At 56.1% G+C, this 22,584-nt stretch carries 21 protein-coding genes; 8 read left to right on the top strand and 13 right to left on the bottom strand.

Annotated features, from left to right (window positions below; all coding sequences use genetic code 11):
- Positions 1-13: 13 nt before the first annotated feature.
- The 9 genes from recO to rpoE form a co-directional block, all read right to left on the bottom strand.
- On the bottom strand, positions 14-721 hold the full coding sequence (recO, locus tag IAE50_RS12705) for a DNA repair protein RecO (protein WP_023481189.1): 708 nt from the start codon (positions 719-721) through the stop codon (positions 14-16).
- Between the two features lie 10 nt (positions 722-731).
- The gene (era, locus tag IAE50_RS12700) at positions 732-1,643 is read right to left on the bottom strand and encodes a GTPase Era (RefSeq protein WP_200580405.1); all 912 of its coding nucleotides are present in this window, start codon (positions 1,641-1,643) and stop codon (positions 732-734) included.
- Positions 1,640-2,320: a ribonuclease III gene (gene rnc, locus IAE50_RS12695; RefSeq protein WP_076768826.1), complete on the bottom strand. Its 681-nt coding sequence runs from the start codon at positions 2,318-2,320 to the stop codon at positions 1,640-1,642. The genes era and rnc overlap by 4 nt, the downstream gene beginning before the upstream one ends.
- 208 nt (positions 2,321-2,528) lie before the next feature.
- Positions 2,529-3,503, bottom strand: a complete 975-nt coding sequence (gene lepB, locus IAE50_RS12690; RefSeq protein ID WP_023481224.1) for a signal peptidase I — start codon at positions 3,501-3,503, stop codon at positions 2,529-2,531.
- Positions 3,504-3,518: 15 nt separating this feature from the next.
- On the bottom strand, positions 3,519-5,318 hold the full coding sequence (gene lepA / locus IAE50_RS12685) for a translation elongation factor 4 (RefSeq protein WP_023481268.1): 1,800 nt from the start codon (positions 5,316-5,318) through the stop codon (positions 3,519-3,521).
- A gap of 144 nt (positions 5,319-5,462) precedes the next feature.
- Positions 5,463-5,942: a SoxR-reducing system protein RseC gene (rseC, locus tag IAE50_RS12680; RefSeq protein WP_023481219.1), complete on the bottom strand. Its 480-nt coding sequence runs from the start codon at positions 5,940-5,942 to the stop codon at positions 5,463-5,465.
- On the bottom strand, positions 5,939-6,892 hold the full coding sequence (gene rseB, locus IAE50_RS12675; RefSeq protein WP_124967567.1) for a sigma-E factor regulatory protein RseB: 954 nt from the start codon (positions 6,890-6,892) through the stop codon (positions 5,939-5,941). Before rseB ends, rseC begins: the two co-directional genes overlap by 4 nt.
- The gene (gene rseA, locus IAE50_RS12670; protein WP_023481278.1) at positions 6,892-7,542 is read right to left on the bottom strand and encodes an anti-sigma-E factor RseA; all 651 of its coding nucleotides are present in this window, start codon (positions 7,540-7,542) and stop codon (positions 6,892-6,894) included. The genes rseB and rseA overlap by 1 nt, the downstream gene beginning before the upstream one ends.
- A gap of 31 nt (positions 7,543-7,573) precedes the next feature.
- On the bottom strand, positions 7,574-8,149 hold the full coding sequence (gene rpoE, locus IAE50_RS12665; protein WP_042716751.1) for an RNA polymerase sigma factor RpoE: 576 nt from the start codon (positions 8,147-8,149) through the stop codon (positions 7,574-7,576).
- A gap of 416 nt (positions 8,150-8,565) precedes the next feature.
- Between rpoE and nadB the strand changes: the two genes are divergently transcribed.
- Positions 8,566-10,185 (top strand): L-aspartate oxidase, encoded by a 1,620-nt coding sequence (nadB, locus tag IAE50_RS12660; protein ID WP_200580404.1) that lies wholly within the window; start codon positions 8,566-8,568, stop codon positions 10,183-10,185.
- Here the strand turns inward: nadB and IAE50_RS12655 are convergent.
- Entirely contained in the window at positions 10,170-10,907 is a 738-nt protein-coding gene (locus IAE50_RS12655) for a tRNA1(Val) (adenine(37)-N6)-methyltransferase (protein ID WP_042716757.1), read from the bottom strand. The genes nadB and IAE50_RS12655 overlap by 16 nt on opposite strands.
- A 130-nt stretch (positions 10,908-11,037) precedes the next feature.
- Between IAE50_RS12655 and srmB the strand changes: the two genes are divergently transcribed.
- Positions 11,038-12,372: an ATP-dependent RNA helicase SrmB gene (gene srmB / locus IAE50_RS12650; RefSeq protein ID WP_042716759.1), complete on the top strand. Its 1,335-nt coding sequence runs from the start codon at positions 11,038-11,040 to the stop codon at positions 12,370-12,372.
- Between the two features lie 42 nt (positions 12,373-12,414).
- On the opposite strand, the gene grcA is transcribed toward srmB, so the two are convergent.
- Positions 12,415-12,798 carry an autonomous glycyl radical cofactor GrcA gene (grcA, locus tag IAE50_RS12645; RefSeq protein WP_023481164.1) on the bottom strand — a complete coding sequence of 128 codons (384 nt, stop codon included), beginning with the start codon at positions 12,796-12,798 and terminating at the stop codon, positions 12,415-12,417.
- A gap of 314 nt (positions 12,799-13,112) precedes the next feature.
- Between grcA and ung the strand changes: the two genes are divergently transcribed.
- On the top strand, positions 13,113-13,802 hold the full coding sequence (gene ung, locus IAE50_RS12640) for a uracil-DNA glycosylase (protein ID WP_200580403.1): 690 nt from the start codon (positions 13,113-13,115) through the stop codon (positions 13,800-13,802).
- Between the two features lie 175 nt (positions 13,803-13,977).
- Here ung and IAE50_RS12635 read toward each other — a convergent pair whose 3' ends face one another.
- Positions 13,978-15,072: a tRNA/rRNA methyltransferase gene (locus IAE50_RS12635; RefSeq protein WP_042714816.1), complete on the bottom strand. Its 1,095-nt coding sequence runs from the start codon at positions 15,070-15,072 to the stop codon at positions 13,978-13,980.
- A gap of 204 nt (positions 15,073-15,276) precedes the next feature.
- On the opposite strand from IAE50_RS12635, the gene trxC reads away from it, so the two are divergent.
- From trxC to IAE50_RS12610, 5 genes are all read left to right on the top strand, one after another.
- A complete protein-coding gene (gene trxC, locus IAE50_RS12630) occupies positions 15,277-15,696 on the top strand; it encodes a thioredoxin TrxC (RefSeq protein ID WP_200580402.1) in 420 nt (139 codons plus the stop codon).
- A gap of 69 nt (positions 15,697-15,765) precedes the next feature.
- Complete coding sequence (locus tag IAE50_RS12625) at positions 15,766-16,464, top strand: tRNA-uridine aminocarboxypropyltransferase (protein ID WP_200580401.1); 699 nt, start codon at positions 15,766-15,768, stop codon at positions 16,462-16,464.
- A 32-nt stretch (positions 16,465-16,496) separates the two neighbouring features.
- Positions 16,497-19,157 carry a protein lysine acetyltransferase gene (gene pat, locus IAE50_RS12620; protein WP_200580400.1) on the top strand — a complete coding sequence of 887 codons (2,661 nt, stop codon included), beginning with the start codon at positions 16,497-16,499 and terminating at the stop codon, positions 19,155-19,157.
- A gap of 113 nt (positions 19,158-19,270) precedes the next feature.
- Positions 19,271-20,626, top strand: a complete 1,356-nt coding sequence (gene pssA, locus IAE50_RS12615) for a CDP-diacylglycerol--serine O-phosphatidyltransferase (RefSeq protein WP_042714812.1) — start codon at positions 19,271-19,273, stop codon at positions 20,624-20,626.
- A 47-nt stretch (positions 20,627-20,673) separates the two neighbouring features.
- The gene (locus IAE50_RS12610; RefSeq protein WP_200580399.1) at positions 20,674-20,997 is read left to right on the top strand and encodes a YfiM family lipoprotein; all 324 of its coding nucleotides are present in this window, start codon (positions 20,674-20,676) and stop codon (positions 20,995-20,997) included.
- Here IAE50_RS12610 and IAE50_RS12605 read toward each other — a convergent pair.
- Positions 20,994-22,292 carry an MFS transporter gene (locus IAE50_RS12605; RefSeq protein ID WP_200580398.1) on the bottom strand — a complete coding sequence of 433 codons (1,299 nt, stop codon included), beginning with the start codon at positions 22,290-22,292 and terminating at the stop codon, positions 20,994-20,996. The genes IAE50_RS12610 and IAE50_RS12605 overlap by 4 nt on opposite strands.
- Positions 22,293-22,584 lie beyond the last annotated feature (292 nt).

Genomic DNA, 22,584 nt, shown 5'->3' with positions numbered 1-22,584 from the left:
TGTGATCCTGCCGCTAGCGCTTAGGCACAAACTGCCGGAATAACTCCCGGCTTTTGAGCGGCTTGCCTCCAAGATACGGCTTCAGGGCGATGCGGGTAAAGCGCTTTGCGGCACGCAACGTGTCGCTGTCCGGAAACTCCCGCTCGGAGAGCGCGCGTAAGTGTCGCCCGGTGAAGGTGGTGTTGTCGACCACGACGCTGGCGATAAAGCCCTTCTCTTCGCGGTAGCGATAGGTCATGCCATCTTCCACCGCCTCGCCGCTCCCCGCACAGTGCAGAAAATCGACGCCGTAACCGAGATGACCGAGCAGCGCCAGCTCAAAGCGGCGCAGCACCGGCTCCGGCGAGCCACTGACGCCGGCCAACGCCTGGATACAGTGCAGATAATCAAAAAAGAGTTCGGAGAAGCGCGTCTCATGCTCCAGCACGCGGGAGATGAGTTCATTGACGTAGAGACCGCTGTAGAGGGTGATGCCGCTTAACGGCAGCGCCAGCGAGACCGCTTCGGCACTGCGCAGGGTTTTGACTTCACCGCGCCCGCCAAAGCGCACCAGCAGAGGGGTAAAGGGCTGCAAAGCGCCTTTGAGGTTGGAACGTTTAGAGCGTGCGCCTTTGGCAACCAGGCGCACACGACCGGACTCTTCCGTGAATACGTCCAGCATTAAGCTGGTTTCGCTCCAGGGACGGCTATGAAGAACGAAGGCACGCTGCCATCCCTCCATCCGGTGTTACTCAGAGATCGTCGACATAACCGAGACTGCGCAGCGCGCGCTCGTCATCGGCCCAGCCCGATTTCACTTTGACCCACAGTTCAAGGTGAACTTTGGCTTCGAACATCTCTTCCATATCTTTACGGGCTTCGATGCCGATGGTTTTGATTTTGGCGCCTTTGTTGCCAATCACCATCTTCTTCTGCCCTTCGCGCTCAACGAGGATCAGGCCGTTGATGTCATACCCGCCGCGCTCGTTGGTAATAAAGCGTTCGATCTCGACGGTGACCGAGTACGGCAGCTCTGCGCCAAGGAAACGCATCAGCTTTTCGCGGATGATTTCAGAGGCCATAAAGCGCTGCGAGCGGTCAGTGACGTAATCTTCCGGGAAGTGGTGAATCGCTTCTGGCAGATGCTTGCGCACGACGCTGGCGATGGTATCAACGTTCATGCCGGTTTCCGCAGAGAGCGGCACGATGTCGAGGAAGTTCATCTGGCTTGCCAGGAACTGCAGGTGCGGCAACAGATCGGCTTTCTCCTGCACGTTATCCACTTTGTTCACCGCAAGGATCACCGGTGCACGGGCGTCATGCAGCTTGTTCAGCACCATTTCGTCATCTGCCGTCCAGCGCGTGCCTTCAACGACGAAGATCACCAGCTCAACGTCGCCGATAGAGCTGCTGGCCGCTTTGTTCATCAGGCGGTTGATGGCGCGCTTCTCTTCCATATGCAGACCGGGGGTATCGACGTAGACCGCCTGATAAGCCCCTTCGGTATGGATGCCGACGATACGGTGGCGCGTGGTTTGCGCTTTACGGGAGGTGATCGAGATCTTCTGCCCGAGCAGCTTGTTCAGCAGTGTGGATTTGCCGACGTTGGGACGTCCAACGATGGCGATAAATCCGCAGTAGGTGTTTTCAGTTTCAGTGCTCATTCCAACTCCAGTTTTTTCAGCGCCTGTTCGGCGGCAGCCTGCTCCGCCTTGCGACGGCTGGAACCCGTGCCAACCACCGGTTCGCTCAGGCCGCTGACCTGGCAGTGGATAGTAAATTCCTGATCGTGCGCTTCGCCACGCACCTGCACCACCAGATAGGAGGGCAGCGGCAGATGGCGACCCTGCAAGAACTCCTGCAGGCGCGTTTTCGGATCTTTTTGTTTATCGCCAGGACTGATTTCGTCGAGGCGCGTCTGATACCAGCTGAGGATCAATTGCTCAACGGTCTGGATGTCGCTATCCAGGAACACGCCGCCGATCAATGCCTCTACGGTATCCGCTAAAATCGATTCACGGCGAAAGCCGCCGCTTTTCAACTCACCCGGCCCGAGGCGCAGGCACTCGCCCAGCTCAAATTCGCGGGCGATTTCCGCCAGCGTATTACCGCGTACCAGCGTCGCGCGCATGCGGCTCATATCCCCTTCATCCACACGTGGAAAACGGTGATAGAGGGCATTGGCGATCACAAAACTTAAAATCGAGTCGCCGAGAAATTCGAGACGCTCGTTATGTTTGCTACTGGCGCTGCGGTGAGTTAAAGCCTGCTGCAACAGATCGTGATGTTGAAAAGTGTAGCCCAGCTTCCGCTGAAGCCGATTAATTACGATGGGGTTCATGCGTTACCAATAAATAAATGCGTCAACAATGCAGCACACGAAACCGACCTGAAGAACCAACGCGGTTTCGTGTGCTGTGGCACCCGGAGGGCCAGCCTTAAACTTCGGGGGAATATTCTATACGCAACGAGGAGGGATGTCGTTAGTAAGAAGGGAATAATCCTGGAAATAATTCGGGGCGCAACAAGAATAATTACGCCCCGCTGAATCAATGAATTCCGCCGATACGATTCAGGCGCACGCCTGTCGGCCATTCACCTTCCTGTTTCTCGAAACTCATCCAGATTGCCGTCGCGCGGCCAACCAGATTCGCTTCCGGCACAAAGCCCCAGTAGCGGCTGTCTGCGCTGTTATCGCGGTTGTCACCCATCATGAAGTAGTGACCCGGCGGCACAATCCAGGTGGCCAGCGGCTGGTTCTGCTGACGGTAGTAAATACCGAGCTGATCCTGCGCGATGGGCACGTTGAGAATACGGTGCGTGACGTCGCCCAGCGTCTCTTTACGCTCGGTAAGACGCACGCCGTCTGCCATGCTCTGCCCTTTTGCCATCTGGAAGAAGCCGCTGCTCGCTTCGCCGCCGTTACGACGGCCAAAGGTCTGCACAAAATCGCTCTCTTCCACATTGCTGTAGGTGACAGGCAGCGCGTTGCCGCACGCCTGGCCGGAACTGCAATTTGGCTGCACGGTAACCTGTTTCGTCACCGGATCGTAGCTCACTTTATCGCCCGGCAGGCCGACCACGCGCTTGATGTAATCGAGGCGTGGATCGTCCGGGTACTTAAACACCGCGATGTCGCCACGTTTCGGATGACCGGTTTCGATCAGCGTTTTCTGGTAGATAGGATCTTTAATGCCGTAGGCAAACTTCTCCACCAGAATAAAATCGCCGATCAAAAGCGTTGGCATCATCGAGCCTGACGGGATCTGGAAGGGTTCATAGATAAATGAACGCACCACCAGCACAATCGCCAGCACCGGGAAAACCGAAGCCCCCGTCTCCAGCCAGCCCGGTTTCGGGCCAACTTTTTTCAGCGTCTTCGCATCAAGCGCATCGCCCGTCGCTGCCTGCGCAGCGGCCTGACGCTCCCGGCGTTTCGGTGCAAAAATAAACTTATCCAGGCACCATAAAAAACCTGTCACCAGCGTCGCGATCACCAGGATCAGGGCAAACATGTTCGCCATGCCAACTCCTTTAGGTTATTTGCTCTCTTTGCCAACATGGAGAATGGCGAGGAACGCTTCCTGCGGCAGCTCAACGTTACCAACCTGCTTCATGCGTTTCTTACCGTCTTTCTGTTTCTGCAACAGCTTCTTCTTACGGCTGACGTCGCCGCCGTAGCACTTCGCCAGAACGTTTTTACGCAGCTGTTTCACGGTTGAGCGGGCAATGATGTGGTTGCCAATCGCCGCCTGAATCGCGATATCAAACTGCTGACGCGGGATCAGCTCTTTCATCTTCTCGACCAGCTCGCGACCGCGATACGGCGCGTTATCGTTGTGGGTGATCAGCGCCAGCGCATCGACGCGATCGCCGTTGATCAGCACGTCAACGCGCACCATGTTGGAGGCCTGGAAGCGTTTGAAGTTGTAATCCAGCGAAGCATAACCGCGCGAGGTGGACTTCAGACGGTCGAAGAAGTCGAGCACCACTTCCGCCATCGGGATTTCGTAGGTCAGCGCCACCTGTTTACCGTGGTAAACCATGTTGGTCTGCACGCCGCGTTTCTCGATGCAGAGGGTAATGACGTTACCGAGGAACTCCTGCGGCAGCAGCATATGACACTCGGCGATCGGCTCGCGCAGCTCTTCGATGTTGTTCAGCGGCGGCAGCTTGGAAGGGCTGTCGACGTAGATCACCTCTTTGTTGGTGGTCTGCACTTCATACACTACGGTTGGTGCCGTGGTGATGAGGTCAAGATCGTATTCACGCTCCAGACGCTCCTGGATGATCTCCATATGCAGCAGGCCGAGGAAGCCGCAGCGGAAACCGAAGCCGAGCGCGGTGGAGCTTTCCGGTTCGTAGAACAGGGAGGCATCGTTAAGGCTCAGCTTGCCGAGGGCGTCACGGAAGTTCTCGTAGTCGTCGGAGCTAACCGGGAAGAGACCGGCGTAAACCTGCGGTTTCACCTTTTTAAAGCCGGGCAGCGCTTTGTCTGCCGGGTTACGGGCAGCGGTCAGGGTATCCCCTACCGGCGCGCCGAGAATGTCTTTGATGGCGCAGACTAACCAGCCTACTTCGCCGCACTTCAGTTCGGTACGATCGATCTGCTTCGGCGTGAAGATACCAAGACGGTCAGCGTTATAGACCTGGCCGGTGCTCATCACTTTGATCTTGTCGCCTTTGCGCATGGTGCCGTTTTTGATACGCACTAGCGAGACTACGCCGAGGTAGTTATCGAACCAGGAGTCGATGATCAGCGCCTGCAGCGGAGCGTCAGGATCGCCCTCCGGCGGCGGAATGTCGCGCACCAGGCGCTCAAGAACATCCGGTACGCCAACGCCGGTTTTCGCCGAGCAGCGCACCGCATCGGTAGCGTCGATGCCGACGATATCTTCAATCTCTTCCGCTACGCGCTCAGGATCGGCCGCCGGCAGGTCGATTTTGTTCAAGACCGGCACCACTTCCAGATCCATCTCCATCGCGGTGTAGCAGTTCGCCAGCGTCTGCGCTTCCACGCCCTGGCCTGCGTCAACCACCAGCAGCGCACCTTCACAGGCGGCCAGCGAGCGGGAAACTTCGTAGGAGAAGTCAACGTGGCCCGGGGTGTCGATAAAGTTCAGCTGATAGGTTTCGCCATCGGTGGCTTTGTAATCCAGCGTCACGCTCTGGGCTTTAATGGTAATGCCGCGTTCGCGCTCGAGATCCATGGAGTCCAGCACCTGGGCTGCCATTTCGCGATCGGAGAGACCACCGCAAATCTGAATAATACGGTCAGACAGCGTCGATTTACCGTGGTCGATGTGAGCGATGATCGAAAAGTTACGAATATTCTTCATAGAGTGAGATTTTATGCCTTACGAGTAACTAAGAGGCCTGTTCGCGCCTGACGTCAATGTACTGAAACGCCGCATTCTACACTACAACCACAACGCGGGGAAATGCTCAAACCGCCCACACTTTGTAAGCGGTAACAGGCAGGATCAGGGGCGACTTTCAGCGGATGCGTCATCGACGCGAATAAGGTTCGGCGGCAGGCCGACGCTAAGGATTATTGGCTGCCATTCGCTACGGGTGGCAAGCTTTGGCGAGAGACCGCGCGCCAGCAGAAAACCGCCGATACCGCCCAGCACGGCGCCGCTAAAGGCCGCCATATCGTTGCCGAACAGCGTCTGGAACAGCGCGCCCATTACAAACAGGCCAAGCAGCGGCGTCATGTAGACCAGCACCGCAGAGCCAAGCAGGCTGCTCTCCGCAATACCCAGCTCCACTTTCTGCCCCGGCTCCAGCGGCTCAGCGCAGGGTACGGCGATGGTATGGGTGGTTTGCGGGCCAAGCTTGTTGAGTACGCGGCTACCGCAGCCGGCGCGCGAGGCGCAGCTGCTGCAGGAGGCTTTCACGTCACACTCGACCAGCGCCTGGCCATGCTGCCAGGAGACGACGGTTGCCCACTCTTTGATCATTGTGCGGCCCTGAATTTGACGTTATCCGCAATGCGTTTTGCCGTTTGCGGCGGCAACTCGCCCACGATAGTAATTTCGGCGTTGTCACGCACGGTTGTGCTGACAGTGCGTCGACCGGTGCGCAGCATCTGGTCGCTGCTGTTCTGATTTGCACGGTTGATGTTAACCGAGAAGCTGAACAATCCATCGGAGTAGAGGCGTGATTCGACGGGCACATCGACGGTCGGCAGCTGACGGCGGCTGCTGGCAACTTCGGTGAAGCCCTGCGGCAGCCATGACGGCACCCAGTTAAAGTTCACTTTGTCGCCCGTCGGCACCGAAAGCAGCGGCGGCAGGCTCGCTTTCGCCAGCGTTTGCATGCTGTCGCTTACCTGAGGATTGACGTTAAACGCAATCACACGGAACTGCTCAAGAGTTTCACCATCGCGATCGAGCAGATCGACGCGCATCGGCAGCCGGCTCTCTTCGTCCATCCAGACAATGTAGCTGTAGCGCGTACCGTCACGCGCCACGACGCGGATCACTTCACACAGCCTGTCGGCAATGCGCGTGCGCCCGACAGAGATAAAGTCGTAGTACGGCGAAAGACGTTTGAAGTCGGTATAGACCAGCGACGGCAGCGAATCGACGATGTAGTTACCGTTGAGGGTGAAGGGCTCAAGGCCTGGCTCGAAGTAGCTGATCTCATTGCCACGCTGCACCACTTCGCGGCGCGGGCCATCCATCTGCAGCAGCTGCGCAAGCGCCTGGTTGTCGAGACGCGCATGACGATAGCGCAGCGATTCGACACCCTGTTTGTTGATGCTGATAAAGGAGAGTTCGTAATTGAGAGACTGGCTCGCTACATTCATCTGCTGTAACAACGCCCCGGATGAAACATCAGCCGAGGCGTTAGTTGAGCAAAGTAGACCAGCAGCCACAAAAGAGAGGGCACACCAAAGTTGCTTCATTACTGCGATTGCGTTCCTAAGGTTTGATTTCCTGGCACCTGGACAGCGGCCTGCTGAGTCTGCGCCTGTTCAAACTGAAGCTGCTCAGCGTGCAAACGGCGTTGCAGTTCGTAATCCTGCAGCATCGCATTGATGCGACGACGCTGTTCCTGAACCTGCTGCTGTTGACCGGCACTTGCCGTCGCATCAGCCGGAACACCCAGGCTCACCGGGCTCGCTTTGCCCATCATCGGCAGTGTGTTAAACACTGGCGCTTCGGGCTGTTGGGTGGATTCAGCCTGGCCATTATAGTGCTGAACGCCAACAATGACAGCTAACGATACGCATGCCGCAACGCCCATCTGGGTGAGCTGGCTCGCCCACGGACGTACTTTGTGCCAGAACGGCATCTTCTGCCATTGCTGTGGTGCCGGCTGCGCTTCAGGGATAAGCGGCGTCGCAGGCTGCACGGCGTCACTCTCAATCGCGGCCATAACCCGATCGGAGATATCGAAATGCAGCAGGTCGGCAGTATCACCACGCATTGAATCACGGATGAGGTGGTAACTCGCCCAGGTTCGCTGCATTTCTGGATCACGGGACAGCTCGCTGAGCAGTTCGTTATCCAGGGTCTCACCATCCATTAAAGCGGAAAGTTTTTCTTTCTGCATGCCTAATACCTTTTCCAGTATCCCGCTATCGTCAACGCCTGATAAGCGGTTGAACTTTATTATCAATGGCTTCCCGCGCACGGAAGATACGAGAACGAACTGTACCCACCGGGCAATCCATGATGACCGCTATCTCTTCATAGCTTAGGCCATCCAGCTCCCGTAACGTAATTGCCATACGTAAATCTTCCGGGAGAGACTCAATAGTGCGGAAAACGATTTGTCGCAGTTCTTCTGACAACATTAAGTTCTCAGGGTTCGAAATTTCTTTCAGCGCGCCGCCGCTTTCGAAGTTTTCCGCTTCATTCGCATCCACATCGCTGGATGGCGGCCTGCGCCCCTGAGCAACCAGGTAATTTTTCGCTGTATTCACAGCAATACGGTAGAGCCAGGTATAAAAAGCGCTATCACCCCTGAAAGAATCAAGCGCGCGATAGGCTTTAATAAAGGACTCTTGTGCTACGTCAGGCACATCGCCTGAAGGGACATAACGAGAGACCAGACTCGCCACTTTATGCTGATAGCGCACCACCAGTAAGTTAAAGGCTTTCTGATCTCCCTTCTGGACCCTTTCAACAAGAATCTGATCCGTTAACTGCTCGCTCATCCGAGGTAAAGTCTCCCCAAAACCCATTTCCACGCGTAGCCAGAACGCCACTCCAAAACTGCATTATGAGCAAGCAGCCAATTAGAGAGCAGACCGGTAAGAAAGTTCCGTCACGCCTTTGTTTTTGTGCAGAGTTACGCAGAACTTTCGTTATCACTCATTATAAGTCTGCCGACAACTGCACCCTGTTCTCAAAGAAAAGACCTTAAGATCGCCAGAGATTACCGCACTAATGCTTTTTTTTCATCCTTAATACACCTTAGTAAACAAACAGCCTTTTCTTAGATTTTATCCTCTCTCTTCAGCCACCAGCGCCCGTCATGTTTAGTGCTTAATACACAAAACAAAAAAATGTGCATTTGCTGTGCGGGTGGTGCTATTCTCGGGCAACACTTGTTTAGTAAATTAAACACACAATGCAAACAACTCCTGAACTCTCCTGTGATGTGCTGGTGATTGGCAGCGGTGCGGCGGGCCTCTCCGTTGCGTTACGTCTGGCTGAGCACCATTCCGTTATCGTTTTAAGCAAAGGGCCGGTCAGCGAAGGGTCAACACTCTACGCGCAGGGCGGTATTGCGGCGGTGTTTGATAAAACTGACAGCATCGCCTCGCATGTCGAAGACACCCTGATTGCCGGTGCCGGTATTGTCGATCGCCACGCGGCGGAGTTTGTCGCCAGCCATGCGCGTCACTGCGTGCAGTGGCTTATCGACCAGGGCGTGATGTTTGATACCGAGCTGAGTGAAAGCGGCGATGCCAGCTATCACCTCACCCGCGAAGGCGGGCATAGCCATCGACGAATTCTTCATGCCGCTGATGCCACCGGCAAAGCGGTGGAGAACACGCTGGTGAGCCAGGCGATGAGCCACCCCAATATTCGCTTGCTTGAGCGCACCAATGCGGTTGACCTGATTATCTCCGACAAGATTGGCCTGCCCGGTGCGCGCCGGGTGGTGGGTGCATGGGTGTGGAATCGCAATAAAGAGCAGGTTGAGACCTGTCGCGCAAAAGCGGTGGTGCTGGCCACCGGCGGCGCATCGAAGGTTTATCAGTACACCACCAATCCTGACATCGCTTCCGGCGATGGTATCGCCATGGCCTGGCGTGCGGGTTGTCGGGTGGCGAATCTGGAGTTTAATCAGTTTCACCCCACCGCGCTGTTTCACCCGCAGGCGCGCAATTTCCTGCTGACGGAAGCGCTACGCGGCGAAGGTGCACACCTCAAACGCCCGGACGGCACGCGTTTTATGCCGGACTTCGACCCGCGCGGCGAACTCGCTCCGCGCGATGTGGTGGCGCGCGCCATCGACCATGAAATGAAACGCCTCGGCGTCGAGTGCATGTACCTGGATATCAGCCACAAACCGCCTGAGTTTGTGCGCCACCACTTCCCGATGATTTACGAGAAACTGCTTGGCCTCGGCATCGATCTGACTAAAGAGCCAGTGCCGATTGTGCCAGCGGCACACTACACCTGTGGCGGGGTGATGATTGACGATTGCGGCCGTACCGATGTTAATGGCCTCTATGCGGTTGGCGAAGTGAGCTACAGCGGGCTGCATGGCGCTAATCGCATGGCCTCTAACTCACTGCTGGAGTGTCTGGTCTATGGCTGGTCGGCCGCTGAAGATATTGCGCACCGTATGCCGGGCGTCGAAAGCGTGCCTGCGTTACCGGCGTGGGATGAGAGCCGGGTTGACGATGCCGATGAGCGGGTGATTCTGCAACATAACTGGCATGAGCTGCGGCTGTTTATGTGGGATTACGTCGGGATTGTAAGGACCACCAAACGCCTTGAGCGGGCGTTGCGGCGCATTAACTTGTTGCAGCAGGAAATTGACGAGTATTACGCGCACTTCCGCGTGTCAAATAACCTGCTTGAAGTGCGCAACCTGGTGCAGGTAGCGGAGCTGATTGTGCGCTGCGCAATGATGCGCAAAGAGAGCCGTGGCCTGCACTACACGCTGGATTACCCGCATCAGTTGCCGGAATCCGGGCCAACGGTGCTCTCGCCGCAGAGTTACATAAAAAGATAGAAGGCCTGGGTCAGCGCACTATAGCTTTCTGAATAGCGCTGATCCGCGCCGCGGATCACCAGCCTGTCGGCAAAAAGCTCGCCCTGCCGCGGCGAGAAGGCCAGCAGCACACGGTGCGGCAGGCGCCCTTCCGTTTCCGCGACATCGGTACGCAGCCGCAAATGCCAGCCGAGCTGTCGCGCTTTCTCGCTAAAGCCTTCGCAGGTTTCAACCGGCAGCACCACACAGAAAAAGCCCTCTTCGGTGATAAGCGTCGCGGCGATCTCCAGCAGCGTCTGGTGATCGAGGGTGGTGGTGTAACGCGCAAGGTCGCGCTCAGGCGTGGCGCACTTGACGCCCTCTTCAAAATAGGGCGGATTGCTGACAATAAGATCAAAACGCGCGGTGTTCTGCTGGCTCCAGGCGAGAATATCGGCGCAGTGGACGCGAATGCGATCGGCCCACACAGAAGCCTGCACGTTCTCCTGCGCCTGCCCTGCCGCCTGCTCATCAAGCTCAACCGCATCGACGGTTACATCATCTGCGGTACGCTGCGCCAGCATTAGCGCCAGTAAGCCGCTGCCGCTACCAATATCGAGAATATGACGGGCGCGGGAGACCGGTGCCCAGGCGCCTAACATTACACCATCGGTACCGACTTTCATGGCACAGCGGTCATGCGCGACGAAAAATGATTTAAACGTGAAGCCATCGCGGCGAAGCTGAGCCTTTGGCTGAGACATCTTTACAACCTCAAAACGGAAAACCGCTGTAGCATAGGGGAAAGCGTAGCGTCAGAAAAGCGATAAGCAGACAACAGATGAAGATTGCAGCCGTAACGTCTATAATCAGCGCCCCACACAGAGGTAGAACATGACTGTAACGACTTTTTCCGAACTCGAACTTGACGACAGCCTTCTGGACGCGCTCCAGAATAAAGGCTTTACACGCCCAACCGCTATCCAGGCCGCTGTCATTCCGCCTGCGCTTGAAGGGCGTGATGTCCTCGGTTCTGCGCCCACCGGGACAGGTAAAACCGCAGCCTTTTTGCTGCCGGCGTTGCAACACCTTCTGGACTTTCCGCGTAAGAAATCCGGCCCGCCGCGTATCCTGATCCTGACACCAACCCGTGAACTGGCGATGCAGGTTGCCGACCACGCGCGTGAACTGGCGGCAAACACCCATCTTGATATCGCCACCATTACTGGCGGCGTGGCGTATATGAACCACGCCGAAGTGTTCAGCGAAAACCAGGATATCGTGGTCGCCACCACCGGCCGCCTGCTGCAGTATATAAAAGAAGAGAACTTCGACTGCCGCGCGGTAGAAACATTGATTCTTGATGAAGCGGACCGCATGCTGGACATGGGCTTCGCGCAGGATATCGAGACCATTGCGGCTGAAACGCGCTGGCGCAAGCAGACCATGCTCTTCTCCGCCACGCTGGAAGGCGACGCGATCAAAGATTTTGCCGAGCGCCTGCTGGAAGAGCCGGTTGAGGTCTCTGCCACGCCGTCGACCCGCGAGCGTAAAAAAATTCATCAGTGGTATTACCGTGCCGATGATGTGCAGCACAAAACCGCGCTGCTGGTGCACCTGCTGAAACAGCCGGACGCCACCCGCACCATCGTCTTTGTACGTAAGCGCGAGCGTGTGCATGAGCTGGCGACCTGGCTGCGTGAAGCGGGCATTAACAACTGCTATCTCGAAGGCGAGATGGTACAGATCAAGCGTAACGAAGCGATCAAGCGCCTGACCGAAGGCCGCGTCAATGTTCTGGTGGCAACCGACGTTGCCGCACGCGGGATTGATATTCCCGATGTCAGCCACGTGATTAACTTTGATATGCCGCGCAGCGGTGATACTTACCTGCACCGTATCGGCCGTACCGGTCGCGCGGGACGTAAGGGCATCGCCATTTCACTGGTTGAAGCGCACGATCACCTGCTGCTGGGCAAAGTTGGCCGCTACGTTGAAGAGCCGCTGAAAGCGCGTGTCATTGATGAGCTGCGCCCGACAAGCCGTCCGCCAAGTGAAAAACTGAACGGCAAACCGTCGAAAAAAGCGTTAGCGAAGCGCGATGAGAAGAAAAAAGAGAAAGATAAAGAGAAGCCGCGCGTTAAGCAGCGCCATCGCGATACCAAGAATATTGGTAAGCGCCGCAAGCCGAGCACGGCGGGCAGCGAACAGCAGAAGAGCGAAAAGTAAAAAAACGCCGGGGAAACCCGGCGTTTTTATTAGTGCCTGCGATTACAGGCTTTCAGTAAAGGTACGAGCGATAACGTCGCGCTGCTGTTCCGGTGTCAGCGAGTTGAAACGTACAGCGTAACCGGAAACACGAATTGTCAGCTGCGGGTATTTTTCCGGATGCTCAACGGCGTCCATCAGCGTTTCACGACGCAGCACGTTAACGTTCAGATGCTGGCCCCCTTCAACGCGCACTTCCGGCTGCACTTCCATCGGGATTTCGCGGTATTCGATATCGCCAAGTTTGCTTACTGCAACAACATCATCTTCAGCGAAACCGGCTTTCGCACAGACGCAGCGTGCTTCGCCCTTTTCGCTATCAAGCAGCCAGAATGAGTTCAACAGATCGTCATTAGCCGCTTTTGTAATCTGGATACCTGTAATCATGGATAGCCTCCCTAGGCAGATTAGGTGATTGACCGAACGCAGGTCGGCCAATTGGTAAAACCATTGTTGTCTGGTTGTTTATATACCAGCCCGCACCGGGCCATTCTTTGATTTTAGTCAATAAAAACCATACAGGAAAAATGGCTATTAGGGTTTGTTCTTGTTTTATATCAATTTATGCTTCTCGGGCGCACAAAAAATTTACGTAAATTTTCAACTATTTTTTAGCGGGTGTGCGATTTTGCGAGCGGCTGATTTTGTTCTGGAGAAAGAAGCAGTTAAGCTACGGCAAACCAACTTTGCAGGAGATCGGGATGACGACTTCATTGACATGGCATGACGTACTGGCAGAAGAGAAACAGCAGCCCTACTTTGTGAATACCCTGAATACCGTGGCCGCTGAACGCCAGTCCGGCGCGACGATCTATCCACCGCAGAAAGATGTCTTCAACGCCTTTCGTTTTACCGAGCTTGGCGATGTGAAAGTCGTGATCCTGGGACAGGATCCCTATCATGGCCCCGGCCAGGCGCATGGGCTGGCCTTTTCCGTGCGGCCCGGTGTCACCGTTCCCCCCTCTTTATTGAATATGTACAAAGAGTTAGAGAAAACCGTGCCGGGCTTTAGCCGCCCTACTCACGGTTACCTTGAGAGCTGGGCGCGCCAGGGCGTGTTGTTGCTTAATACGGTGCTTACCGTGCGCGCCGGGCAAGCGCACTCCCACGCCAGCCTCGGTTGGGAAACCTTTACCGATAAAGTGATCGGCCTGATTAATGAGCACCGTGAAGGCGTGGTCTTTTTACTGTGGGGATCGCATGCGCAGAAGAAGGGGGCGATTATCGACAGGAAACGCCATCATGTGTTGACCGCGCCGCACCCGTCGCCGCTTTCGGCTCATCGCGGCTTTTTTGGCTGTAACCATTTTGTGCTGGCGAATGAGTGGCTGGAGCAGCATGGCGAAAAGCCAATTAACTGGATGCCGGAATTGCCGGCGGAAAGCGAATAGGGTATCCGGGAGATGTGCCGGATGGCGGCGTTGCCTTATCCGGCCTACGAAACAGCCAGCGGAACGCGAACAGGATATGCGGGAAATATGCCGGATGGCGGCGTTGCCTTATCCGGCCTACAGAAGTGCAGCGGGTAAGGCCGGGTAGACGCATGCGCCGCCCGACCTTGATACCTTATGCCTTATTCTGACGCCACCACTCGGCGAGCAATACGCCGGTTGCGACCGAAACGTTGAGGCTTTCAACGTTGCCGGTGCCTTCAATGGAGACGCTCAGATCGGCGCGCGACAGCGTTTCATCGGAAATACCATCCCGCTCCTGGCCTAACACCAGCACCATCTTCTTCGGCAGTTCGGCTTTGAACAGCGGCGTGCCGTTATGGCTGGATGTTGTCACCAGTGCGTAACCCGCCTGACGAAATGCTTCCAGCGCGCCGACAAAACTTTCGCCGGTGATCGCCTGAACGTGCTCTGCCCCGCCCTCTGCGGTACGTACCGCAGCACCGGATTCGATCACGCCCGCATCCTGCAACACTACGCCTTTTACGCCAAAGTGCGCGCAGCTACGCATAATCGCGCCGAGGTTGTGCGGGTTACCCACATCTTCCAGCGCCAGTACGCAATCTTCTTCACCTGCGCTTGCCACCCACTTCTCAACGCTCAGACCGTTGCGTTTTTTGATCAGGAAGCAGACGCCGCCGTGGTGCTCGGTGCCGGACGCTTTTGCCAGCTCCTGCTCATCGACCACGTGGTACGCTTTGCGGTTAGCCGCCATCCAGCGCAGCGCTTCTTTAAAGCGCGGCGTGACGCTCTGCACAAACCAGGCGCGCACGATGCAATCCGGGCGGCTGCTGAACAGCGCCTGGCAGGCGTTTTCGCCATACACGCGCGTCTCTTCTGCGCGCTGACGGCGCAGTACTTCAGGATCGATATAGCTTTTACCGCTAATACCGCCGTGGTCCGGCTTCTCCGGCGTTTCCTCGCCGGGTGCGCGTGACACGGTGCGCCACGGTGAATCACCCCGTGCGCTGTAATCATCACGCGGTGCGCGACTTCTCTCATCGCGTTGCGGACGACCACCTCTGTCATCACGTGCAGAACGACCTTTGTCGTCACGGCCCGGGCGACTTCTGTCATTGCGGGAAGCGTTTCCGGTACGAGCAGGCCCTTTCCCGGTACGCGGGTTATGACCTCGTTTATCGGAATCATCATCACTGCGGACATACATCACTTTGACCTTGCCGCTCTTGTTCTTTAACTCATCGTTCATGCTTTTCTCCACCAGCGCTGCGCGAAGCGCGCAGATTACCTGATGTGCCGACGCTTCGCCATTAATTCATTCAAAAGCCAGCGACTATTGTACTCATTGAATAAACCACGTTGTTGTTTAAAACCTGTACATCAATAATACGTAACATTGTAGAAACATAACGGCATCATGCCGCTGTGTACCACCGCTTCCCTGAGGTTAGTTATGAATACCGTATGTGCAAGCTGCCAGGCGTTGAACCGTATCCCACAAGAACGCATGCAAGATGCAGCGAAATGTGGGCGTTGCGGGCACGAGCTGTTCGACGGCGACGTGATCAACGCCACCGGCGACACGCTCGATAAACTCCTGAAAGACGATCTGCCGGTGGTCGTCGATTTCTGGGCGCCGTGGTGCGGCCCGTGCCGTAGCTTTGCGCCGATCTTTGAAGATGTGGCGGAAGAGCGCAGTGGCCAGGTACGCTTTGTGAAAGTGAACACCGAAGCAGAGCGTGAACTGAGCGCGCGTTTTCGCATTCGCAGCATTCCGACCATCATGCTGTTCAAAAATGGCGAAGTGGTGGACATGCTGAGCGGCGCGGTACCGAAAGCCCCGTTCGACAGCTGGCTGAACGAATCTCTTTGATCCTGTCGGGGCGCATCTTGTGCCCCGTTTTTACCTCTGCGACAATGGCGTTTTTCCTGTGCGACCGCCATGACTGATAACGCCGTTCTCAAACTCCGCGCTGAGCGCCTTGCCCGCTCGACCCGCCCTTTTCTTGCGCGTGGTAATCGCATCCGACGCTGTCAGCGCTGTCTGCTGCCGCTGCGTAACTGCCTGTGCGACACCTTAAAGCCAACCGCTGCCGCCAGCCGCTTCTGCCTGGTGATGTTCGATACCGAACCGATGAAGCCGAGCAATACCGGGCGTTTAATTGCCGATGTGCTGCCTGATACGCTGGCGTTTCAGTGGTCGCGCACCGAACCGCCGCAGGAGCTCATCGATTTATGCACCAGCGATGCCTATCAACCGATGGTGGTGTTTCCTGCTTCTTATGCTGGCAGTGAACGACAGGTGCTGAGCGCGCCGCCCGCAGGAAAACCGCCGCTGTTTATTATGCTCGACGGTACCTGGACCGAAGCGCGCAAGATGTTCCGCAAAAGCCCCTATCTTGATGCCCTGCCGATTATCTCCGTCGATCTGTCGCGGGTTTCGGCCTATCGCCTGAGAGAAGCGCATGCCGAGGATCAATACTGCACGGCGGAAGTAGCCATTGCCCTGCTCGATCTGGCCGGTGATAACGCCGCGGCGCAGGCATTAGGCGATCATTTCACGCTGTTTCGTAAGCGCTATCTGGCCGGGAAACCGCATCATTCGTCCACCGTCACAGCAAAAGCGGAAGAAAGCGTTTAAAATCATCGGGTCACTTATTTGTGGAGACCGGTATGAGCCAGCGAGGGTTGGAAGCGTTATTACGTCCCCGTTCGATTGCGGTTATTGGCGCATCCATGAAACCGGATCGCGCCGGTTTTCTGATGATGCGTAATCTTCTCGCCGGCGGCTTTGCCGGGCCGGTGCTGCCGGTCACGCCCGCCTATAAAGCCGTGCAGGGCGTGCTCGCCTGGCCAAATATCGCCAGCCTCCCCTTTACTCCCGATCTCGCGGTGCTCTGCACCCATGCGAAACGCAATCTGGCGCTGCTGGAGGCGCTTGGCGAAAAAGGGTGTAAAACCTGCATTATTCTCTCTGCCCCGCCGGAACAGCATGCTGAATTACTCGCCTGCGCAGGCCGCTATCAGATGCGCCTGCTCGGGCCAAACAGCTTAGGGCTGCTCGCGCCGTGGCAGGGTCTGAACGCCAGTTTCTCACCGGTGCCGATTACGCGCGGCAAGCTGGCATTTATTTCCCAGTCCGCCGCCGTCTCCAATACCATTCTCGACTGGGCGCAGCAGCGCGAGATGGGTTTCTCCTACTTTATTGCGCTTGGCGACAGCCTGGATATCGACGTTGATGAGCTGCTCGATTTCCTGGCCCGCGACAGCAAGACCAGCGCCATTCTGCTCTATCTTGAGCACCTCAGCGATGCGCGCCGTTTTGTCTCCGCCGCCCGCAGCGCATCGCGCAATAAACCGATTCTGGTGATCAAAAGTGGCCGTAGCCCCGAAGCGCAGCGCTTGCTGCATGCCCATTCAGGGCTCGATCCCGCCTGGGACGCGGCAATCCAGCGCGCTGGTTTACTGCGCGTACAGGATACCCACGAACTCTTCTCCGCTGTTGAGACCTTAAGCCATATGCGCCCGCTGCGCGGCGAGCGGCTAATGATTATCAGCAACGGTGCGGCACCCGCAGCGCTGGCACTGGATCAGCTCTGGTTACGCAATGGCAAGCTGGCGACGTTAAGCGAAGAGACGCTGGCGCAACTCTCTGCTGTGCTGCCGGAGTCTGTCGCCGCCAGCAACCCGCTAGATCTGCGCGATGATGCCAGTTGCGAACGCTACGCCGCCGCGCTAAACATCCTGCTCGACAGCCATGATTATGATGCGCTGATGGTGATCCACGCGCCGAGCGCCGCGGCACCGGGCAGCGAAAGCGCGTTGGCGTTAATCGATGTGTTGAAAAAACACCCGCGCGGCAAATATGTCACCGTGCTGACTAACTGGTGCGGCGAGTTCTCGTCGCAGGAGGCGCGTCGGCTCTTTAGCGAAGCGGGCCTGCCGACTTACCGTACGCCGGAAGGGACCATTACCGCCTTTATGCATATGGTTGAGTATCGCCGTAACCAGAAGCAGCTGCGTGAAACCCCGGCGCTCTCCCAACGCCTGACGGCAGATACCGCCGATGCGCGGAAACTGCTGCAACAGGCGCTGGCCGAGGGCGCAACGACGCTCGACACCCATGAGGTGCAGCCAATTTTGCGTGCCTGGGGGCTGCAAACGCTGCCCACCTGGATTGCGGGCGACAGTGCCGAAGCGGTACATATTGCCGAGCAAATTGGCTACCCCGTCGCGCTGAAGCTGCGCTCGCCCGATATTCCGCATAAATCTGAGGTACAGGGGGTGATGCTCTATCTGCGTACCGCCAAAGAGGTGCAGCAGGCGGCGGATGCCATTATTGAGCGCGTTAAGCTCAACTGGCCGCAGGCGCGTATTCAGGGTTTGCAGGTGCAGAGCATGGCGAACCGCGCAGGCGCTCAGGAGTTGCGGGTGGTGGTAGAGCACGATCCGGTGTTCGGCCCGCTGATTATGCTGGGCGAAGGCGGCGTCGAGTGGCGCGCGGAGGATCAGGCCGCGGTGGCGTTACCGCCGCTCAATATGAACCTCGCCCGCTATCTGGTGATTCAGGCAATTAAGCGTAAAAAGATCCGTGGGCGCAGCGCTTTACGCTCACTCGATATTGCCGGGCTGAGTCAGTTTCTGGTGCAGGTCTCCAATCTGATTATTGATTGCCCGGAGATTGCGCGGCTCGATATTCACCCTCTGCTGGCGTCCGGCAGCGAATTCACGGCGCTGGATGTCTCGATAACGTTAGCGGCGGCCAGCGAAAATGGCGAAGCGCGGCTGGCAATCCGCCCCTACCCGCAATATCTCGAAGAGCAGGTGACGATGAAAAACGGTGAGCACTGCCTGTTCCGCCCGATCCTGCCGGAAGATGAGCCTCTGCTGCAGCAATTTATCTCGCAGGTAACGAAAGAGGATCTCTATTACCGTTACTTTAGCGAGATCAACGAATTTACCCATGATGATTTAGCGAATATGACGCAAATCGACTACGATCGGGAAATGGCATTTGTCGCAGTACGCCGCACGGAGCAGGGTGAAGAGATCCTCGGCGTAACCCGTGCGATATCGGATCCGGATAACATTGATGCCGAATTTTCCGTGTTGGTGCGTTCTGATTTAAAAGGTCTTGGGCTTGGGCGGCGTCTGCTGGAAAAACTTATTGCCTATACCCGGGATCACGGACTTAAGCGTTTGAATGGTATTACTATGCCCAACAATCGCGGTATGGTGACGCTGGCGCGTAAACTGGGATTTGATGTCGATATCCAGATGGAAGACGGGATTGTAGGACTTTCACTTCCTCTGGCAGAGACGGCGCAATCCTGAGTAAGGTACTGGAAATGTTGACCACTTTAGTGGACACGGTGTTATTATTGCCCGCTTATGTCGTCTGCATGGTACAGAAGACCCTTCAATAAACAGAGAAGAAACGCACTGTGATGTTGTCAAAATTTAAGCGTAATAAACATCAACAACACCTTGCCCAACTCCCCAAGCTTTCTCAGTCAGTTGATGAGGTAGAGTTCTTCTACTCACCGGCCGATTTCAGGGAGACGTTGCTTGCCCGGATAGCGAGCGCGACACGCCAAATCTATATCATCGCCCTTTATCTGGAACAGGACGATGGCGGCAAAGGCGTAATGAACGCGCTGTATGAAGCAAAACGTCAGCGTCCGGAGCTGGACGTGCGCGTACTGGTTGACTGGCATCGCGCCCAGCGTGGCCGCATTGGTGCGGCGGCGTCCAACACCAACGCTGACTGGTACTGCCGTTTAGCGCAGGAGAATCCCGGCGTTGATGTTCCTGTTTATGGCGTGCCGGTCAATACGCGCGAAGCTCTCGGCGTTCTCCATTTCAAAGGCTTTATTATCGATGACGCGGTGCTTTACAGCGGCGCGAGCCTCAATGATGTTTACCTCCATCAACATGATAAATATCGCTATGACCGCTATCAGCTTATCCGCAATCCGCAGATGGCGGAAGTGATGCGCGGCTGGCTGGAGTCAAACCTGATTCACGGGCGCGGCGTTAATCGTCTTGACGATCCAGCGCGGCCAAAAAGCCCGGAAATTAAAAACGATATTCGCCAGTTCCGCCAGGCGTTGCGCGATGCCTCGTTCCATTTTGAGGGCAACGCCAGCAATGACGAACTGGCGGTTACGCCGCTGGTTGGCCTCGGAAAATCGAGCCTGCTGAATAAAACCATCTTTCATCTGATGCCGTGTGCGGAACAGAAACTGACTATCTGTACTCCGTACTTCAACCTGCCGGCAGTGCTGGTTCGCAACATTATTCAGCTGCTGCGCGATGGGAAAAAGGTGGAGATTATCGTTGGCGATAAAACGGCGAATGACTTTTTTATCCCGGAAGATGAGCCGTTCAAAATCATCGGCGCGCTGCCCTATCTCTATGAGATTAACCTGCGCCGCTTCCTGAGCCGCCTGCAGTACTACGTTAATACCGACCAGCTTGTGGTTCGCCTGTGGAAAGATGGCGATAACAGTTATCACCTGAAAGGGATGTGGGTCGACGATGAGTGGATGCTGCTGACGGGTAATAATCTTAACCCGCGCGCCTGGCGTCTGGATCTGGAAAACGCGGTGTTGATCCACGATCCGAAACAGCAGTTGGCGGCGCAGCGCGATAAAGAGCTGGAACTTATCCGCACCCACACAACGGTAGTGAATCACTATCGCGATCTGCAAAGCATCGCCGAGTACCCGGTGAAAGTGCGTAAGCTTATTCGTCGCTTGCGCCGTATCCGTATCGATAAACTGATCAGCCGCATCCTCTAATATCGAAGCCCTGTCTTATGACGGGGCTTTTTTTCAGGTCTCTGCGTATGAACAAAGCCTTTCTGTTAAGCACCCTCTTATTAACCGGCTGCAGCCACATGGCGAACGATAGCTGGAGCGGCCAGGATAAAGCGCAGCACTTTCTGGCCTCGGCCATGCTCTCTGCCGCAGGTAATGAGTATGCCCAACATCAGGGTATCAGCCGCGATCGCAGCGCCCTTATCGGTGTGATGTTTTCAGTAAGTCTTGGTGCGTCGAAGGAGCTGTGGGACAGCCGCCCGGCGGGGAGCGGCTGGAGCTGGAAAGATTTCGCCTGGGATGTCGCCGGTGCCACAACGGGCTATGCCGTGTGGCAACTGGCTGAACATTAAAGGCGTATGCCCTTCCCTTTGCGGTGCAGCGTCAGCGATACCAGAAATGCCACTGCGCCCATTGCGGTGACGTACCAGAAGAAAGCCGTTTCGAAACCGACTGATTTTAATGACAGCGCCACATATTCAGCCGATCCGCCAAACAGTGCATTCGCCACGGCATAAGATAAGCCAACGCCCAGAGCACGCACCTGCGCCGGGAACATCTCCGCTTTTAATATCCCACTGATTGAGGTGTAGAAACTGGCGATTACCAGCGCCAGCATGACGAGCGCGAAAGCGGCATAGGGTGAAGTTACGCTGTGCAGCGCCGTGAGGATTGGCACCGTACAAACGGTCGCCAGCCCGCCAAACAGCAGCATGGAGGTGCGCCGCCCGATGCGGTCGGATAACGCACCGATAATCGGCTGGATCAGCATAAAGAGGAACAGCGCTGCGGTCATGATGACGCTGGCAACATTCGCATGCATACCGGCAGTATTGACCAGGTATTTCTGCATATAGGTGGTAAAGGTGTAGAAGGTGAGTGAGCCGCCGGCGGTAAAGCCAAGCACCATCAAAAATGCTTTGCGGTTGCGCCACAGCCCTTTCATAGAGCCAGCTTCTTTCAGGGATCGCACTTCCTGCTGGGAGGTTTCATCCAGCTGGCGACGTAACCAGAGCGCGACAATGGCCAGCGCTGCGCCCAGCGCGAAAGGTATACGCCATCCCCAGGCCCTGAGTTCTGAGTCTTCCATCACTTGCTGCAGGATCACCACAACCAGCAATGCCAGCAGTTGCCCGCCGATCAGGGTGACATACTGAAATGAGGCATAAAACCCTTTGCGCCCCTCTACTGCCACTTCGCTCATGTAGGTCGCGCTTGTGCCATATTCGCCGCCAACCGACAGCCCCTGAAAGAGACGTGCCAACAGCAGTAATGCCGGAGCCCAGGTACCGATGGTTTCATACCCCGGTAAGCACGCGATCACTAACGAGCCTAAACACATCATGCAGACCGAGATCAGCATCGATCTTTTACGCCCATGACGATCGGCAATACGACCAAATAACCACCCGCCGATGGGGCGCATCAGGAAACCTGCGGCAAAAACACCGGCAGTTTGAAGCAGTTGAGTGGTGGGGTTACCTTGCGGGAAAAAGATGTGCGCAAAATAGAGGGAGCAAAAAGAGTAGACGTAAAAATCGAACCACTCTACCAGGTTACCCGATGAGGCCCCGACGATGGCCCATACCCGGCGACGCGTATCGCTGCTGGTGAGAGAGGCATTATTTTTCATGCTGTTTTCAGCCATTCGTATGTAACTCCTGCTTACAATAGGTATTATTTTTAGAGCGAACGTCCCTGCTCAATGTGGACAAAAGAGGGAGATGTTACATGTTTGTTATGGTTAAAAGGTGACGAAGATCCCATTTCGACTTAGGTAGGTTAGTAATTAAGATTATGACCCGGCGGGTACGTGTGTCATGTCTGGTAACGGCGGCAAGATTATACGTGTTGAGGTTAAATGATCTTTTCCAGCAAGGCAGGCTATGGTGGAAAAAGAATAGCAAAAAGCCTCATGCTTTCGCATGAGGCTTTCGGCT

It is taken from the genome of Kosakonia sp. S42 (assembly GCF_016624785.1).
GTDB lineage: Bacteria > Pseudomonadota > Gammaproteobacteria > Enterobacterales > Enterobacteriaceae > Kosakonia > Kosakonia cowanii.
Note: the sequence above shows the minus strand (reverse complement) of the source record. Positions and strands in the feature narration are given on the sequence as shown.

What these genes read in the sequence shown, in the direction of transcription:
- recO (WP_023481189.1), bottom strand. Translation starts at nt 721, where the DNA reads ATGGAGGGATGGCAGCGTGCCTTCGTTCTTCATAGCCGTCCCTGGAGC.
- pssA (WP_042714812.1), top strand. Translation starts at nt 19,271, where the DNA reads ATGTTGTCAAAATTTAAGCGTAATAAACATCAACAACACCTTGCCCAA.
- rseC (WP_023481219.1), bottom strand. Translation starts at nt 5,942, where the DNA reads ATGATCAAAGAGTGGGCAACCGTCGTCTCCTGGCAGCATGGCCAGGCG.
- nadB (WP_200580404.1), top strand. Translation starts at nt 8,566, where the DNA reads ATGCAAACAACTCCTGAACTCTCCTGTGATGTGCTGGTGATTGGCAGC.
- lepA (WP_023481268.1), bottom strand. Translation starts at nt 5,318, where the DNA reads ATGAAGAATATTCGTAACTTTTCGATCATCGCTCACATCGACCACGGT.
- trxC (WP_200580402.1), top strand. Translation starts at nt 15,277, where the DNA reads ATGAATACCGTATGTGCAAGCTGCCAGGCGTTGAACCGTATCCCACAA.
- rnc (WP_076768826.1), bottom strand. Translation starts at nt 2,320, where the DNA reads ATGAACCCCATCGTAATTAATCGGCTTCAGCGGAAGCTGGGCTACACT.
- ung (WP_200580403.1), top strand. Translation starts at nt 13,113, where the DNA reads ATGACGACTTCATTGACATGGCATGACGTACTGGCAGAAGAGAAACAG.
- IAE50_RS12635 (WP_042714816.1), bottom strand. Translation starts at nt 15,072, where the DNA reads ATGAACGATGAGTTAAAGAACAAGAGCGGCAAGGTCAAAGTGATGTAT.
- rpoE (WP_042716751.1), bottom strand. Translation starts at nt 8,149, where the DNA reads ATGAGCGAGCAGTTAACGGATCAGATTCTTGTTGAAAGGGTCCAGAAG.
- IAE50_RS12610 (WP_200580399.1), top strand. Translation starts at nt 20,674, where the DNA reads ATGAACAAAGCCTTTCTGTTAAGCACCCTCTTATTAACCGGCTGCAGC.
- IAE50_RS12655 (WP_042716757.1), bottom strand. Translation starts at nt 10,907, where the DNA reads ATGTCTCAGCCAAAGGCTCAGCTTCGCCGCGATGGCTTCACGTTTAAA.
- rseB (WP_124967567.1), bottom strand. Translation starts at nt 6,892, where the DNA reads ATGAAGCAACTTTGGTGTGCCCTCTCTTTTGTGGCTGCTGGTCTACTT.
- rseA (WP_023481278.1), bottom strand. Translation starts at nt 7,542, where the DNA reads ATGCAGAAAGAAAAACTTTCCGCTTTAATGGATGGTGAGACCCTGGAT.
- IAE50_RS12605 (WP_200580398.1), bottom strand. Translation starts at nt 22,292, where the DNA reads ATGGCTGAAAACAGCATGAAAAATAATGCCTCTCTCACCAGCAGCGAT.
- era (WP_200580405.1), bottom strand. Translation starts at nt 1,643, where the DNA reads ATGAGCACTGAAACTGAAAACACCTACTGCGGATTTATCGCCATCGTT.
- srmB (WP_042716759.1), top strand. Translation starts at nt 11,038, where the DNA reads ATGACTGTAACGACTTTTTCCGAACTCGAACTTGACGACAGCCTTCTG.
- grcA (WP_023481164.1), bottom strand. Translation starts at nt 12,798, where the DNA reads ATGATTACAGGTATCCAGATTACAAAAGCGGCTAATGACGATCTGTTG.
- lepB (WP_023481224.1), bottom strand. Translation starts at nt 3,503, where the DNA reads ATGGCGAACATGTTTGCCCTGATCCTGGTGATCGCGACGCTGGTGACA.
- IAE50_RS12625 (WP_200580401.1), top strand. Translation starts at nt 15,766, where the DNA reads ATGACTGATAACGCCGTTCTCAAACTCCGCGCTGAGCGCCTTGCCCGC.
- pat (WP_200580400.1), top strand. Translation starts at nt 16,497, where the DNA reads ATGAGCCAGCGAGGGTTGGAAGCGTTATTACGTCCCCGTTCGATTGCG.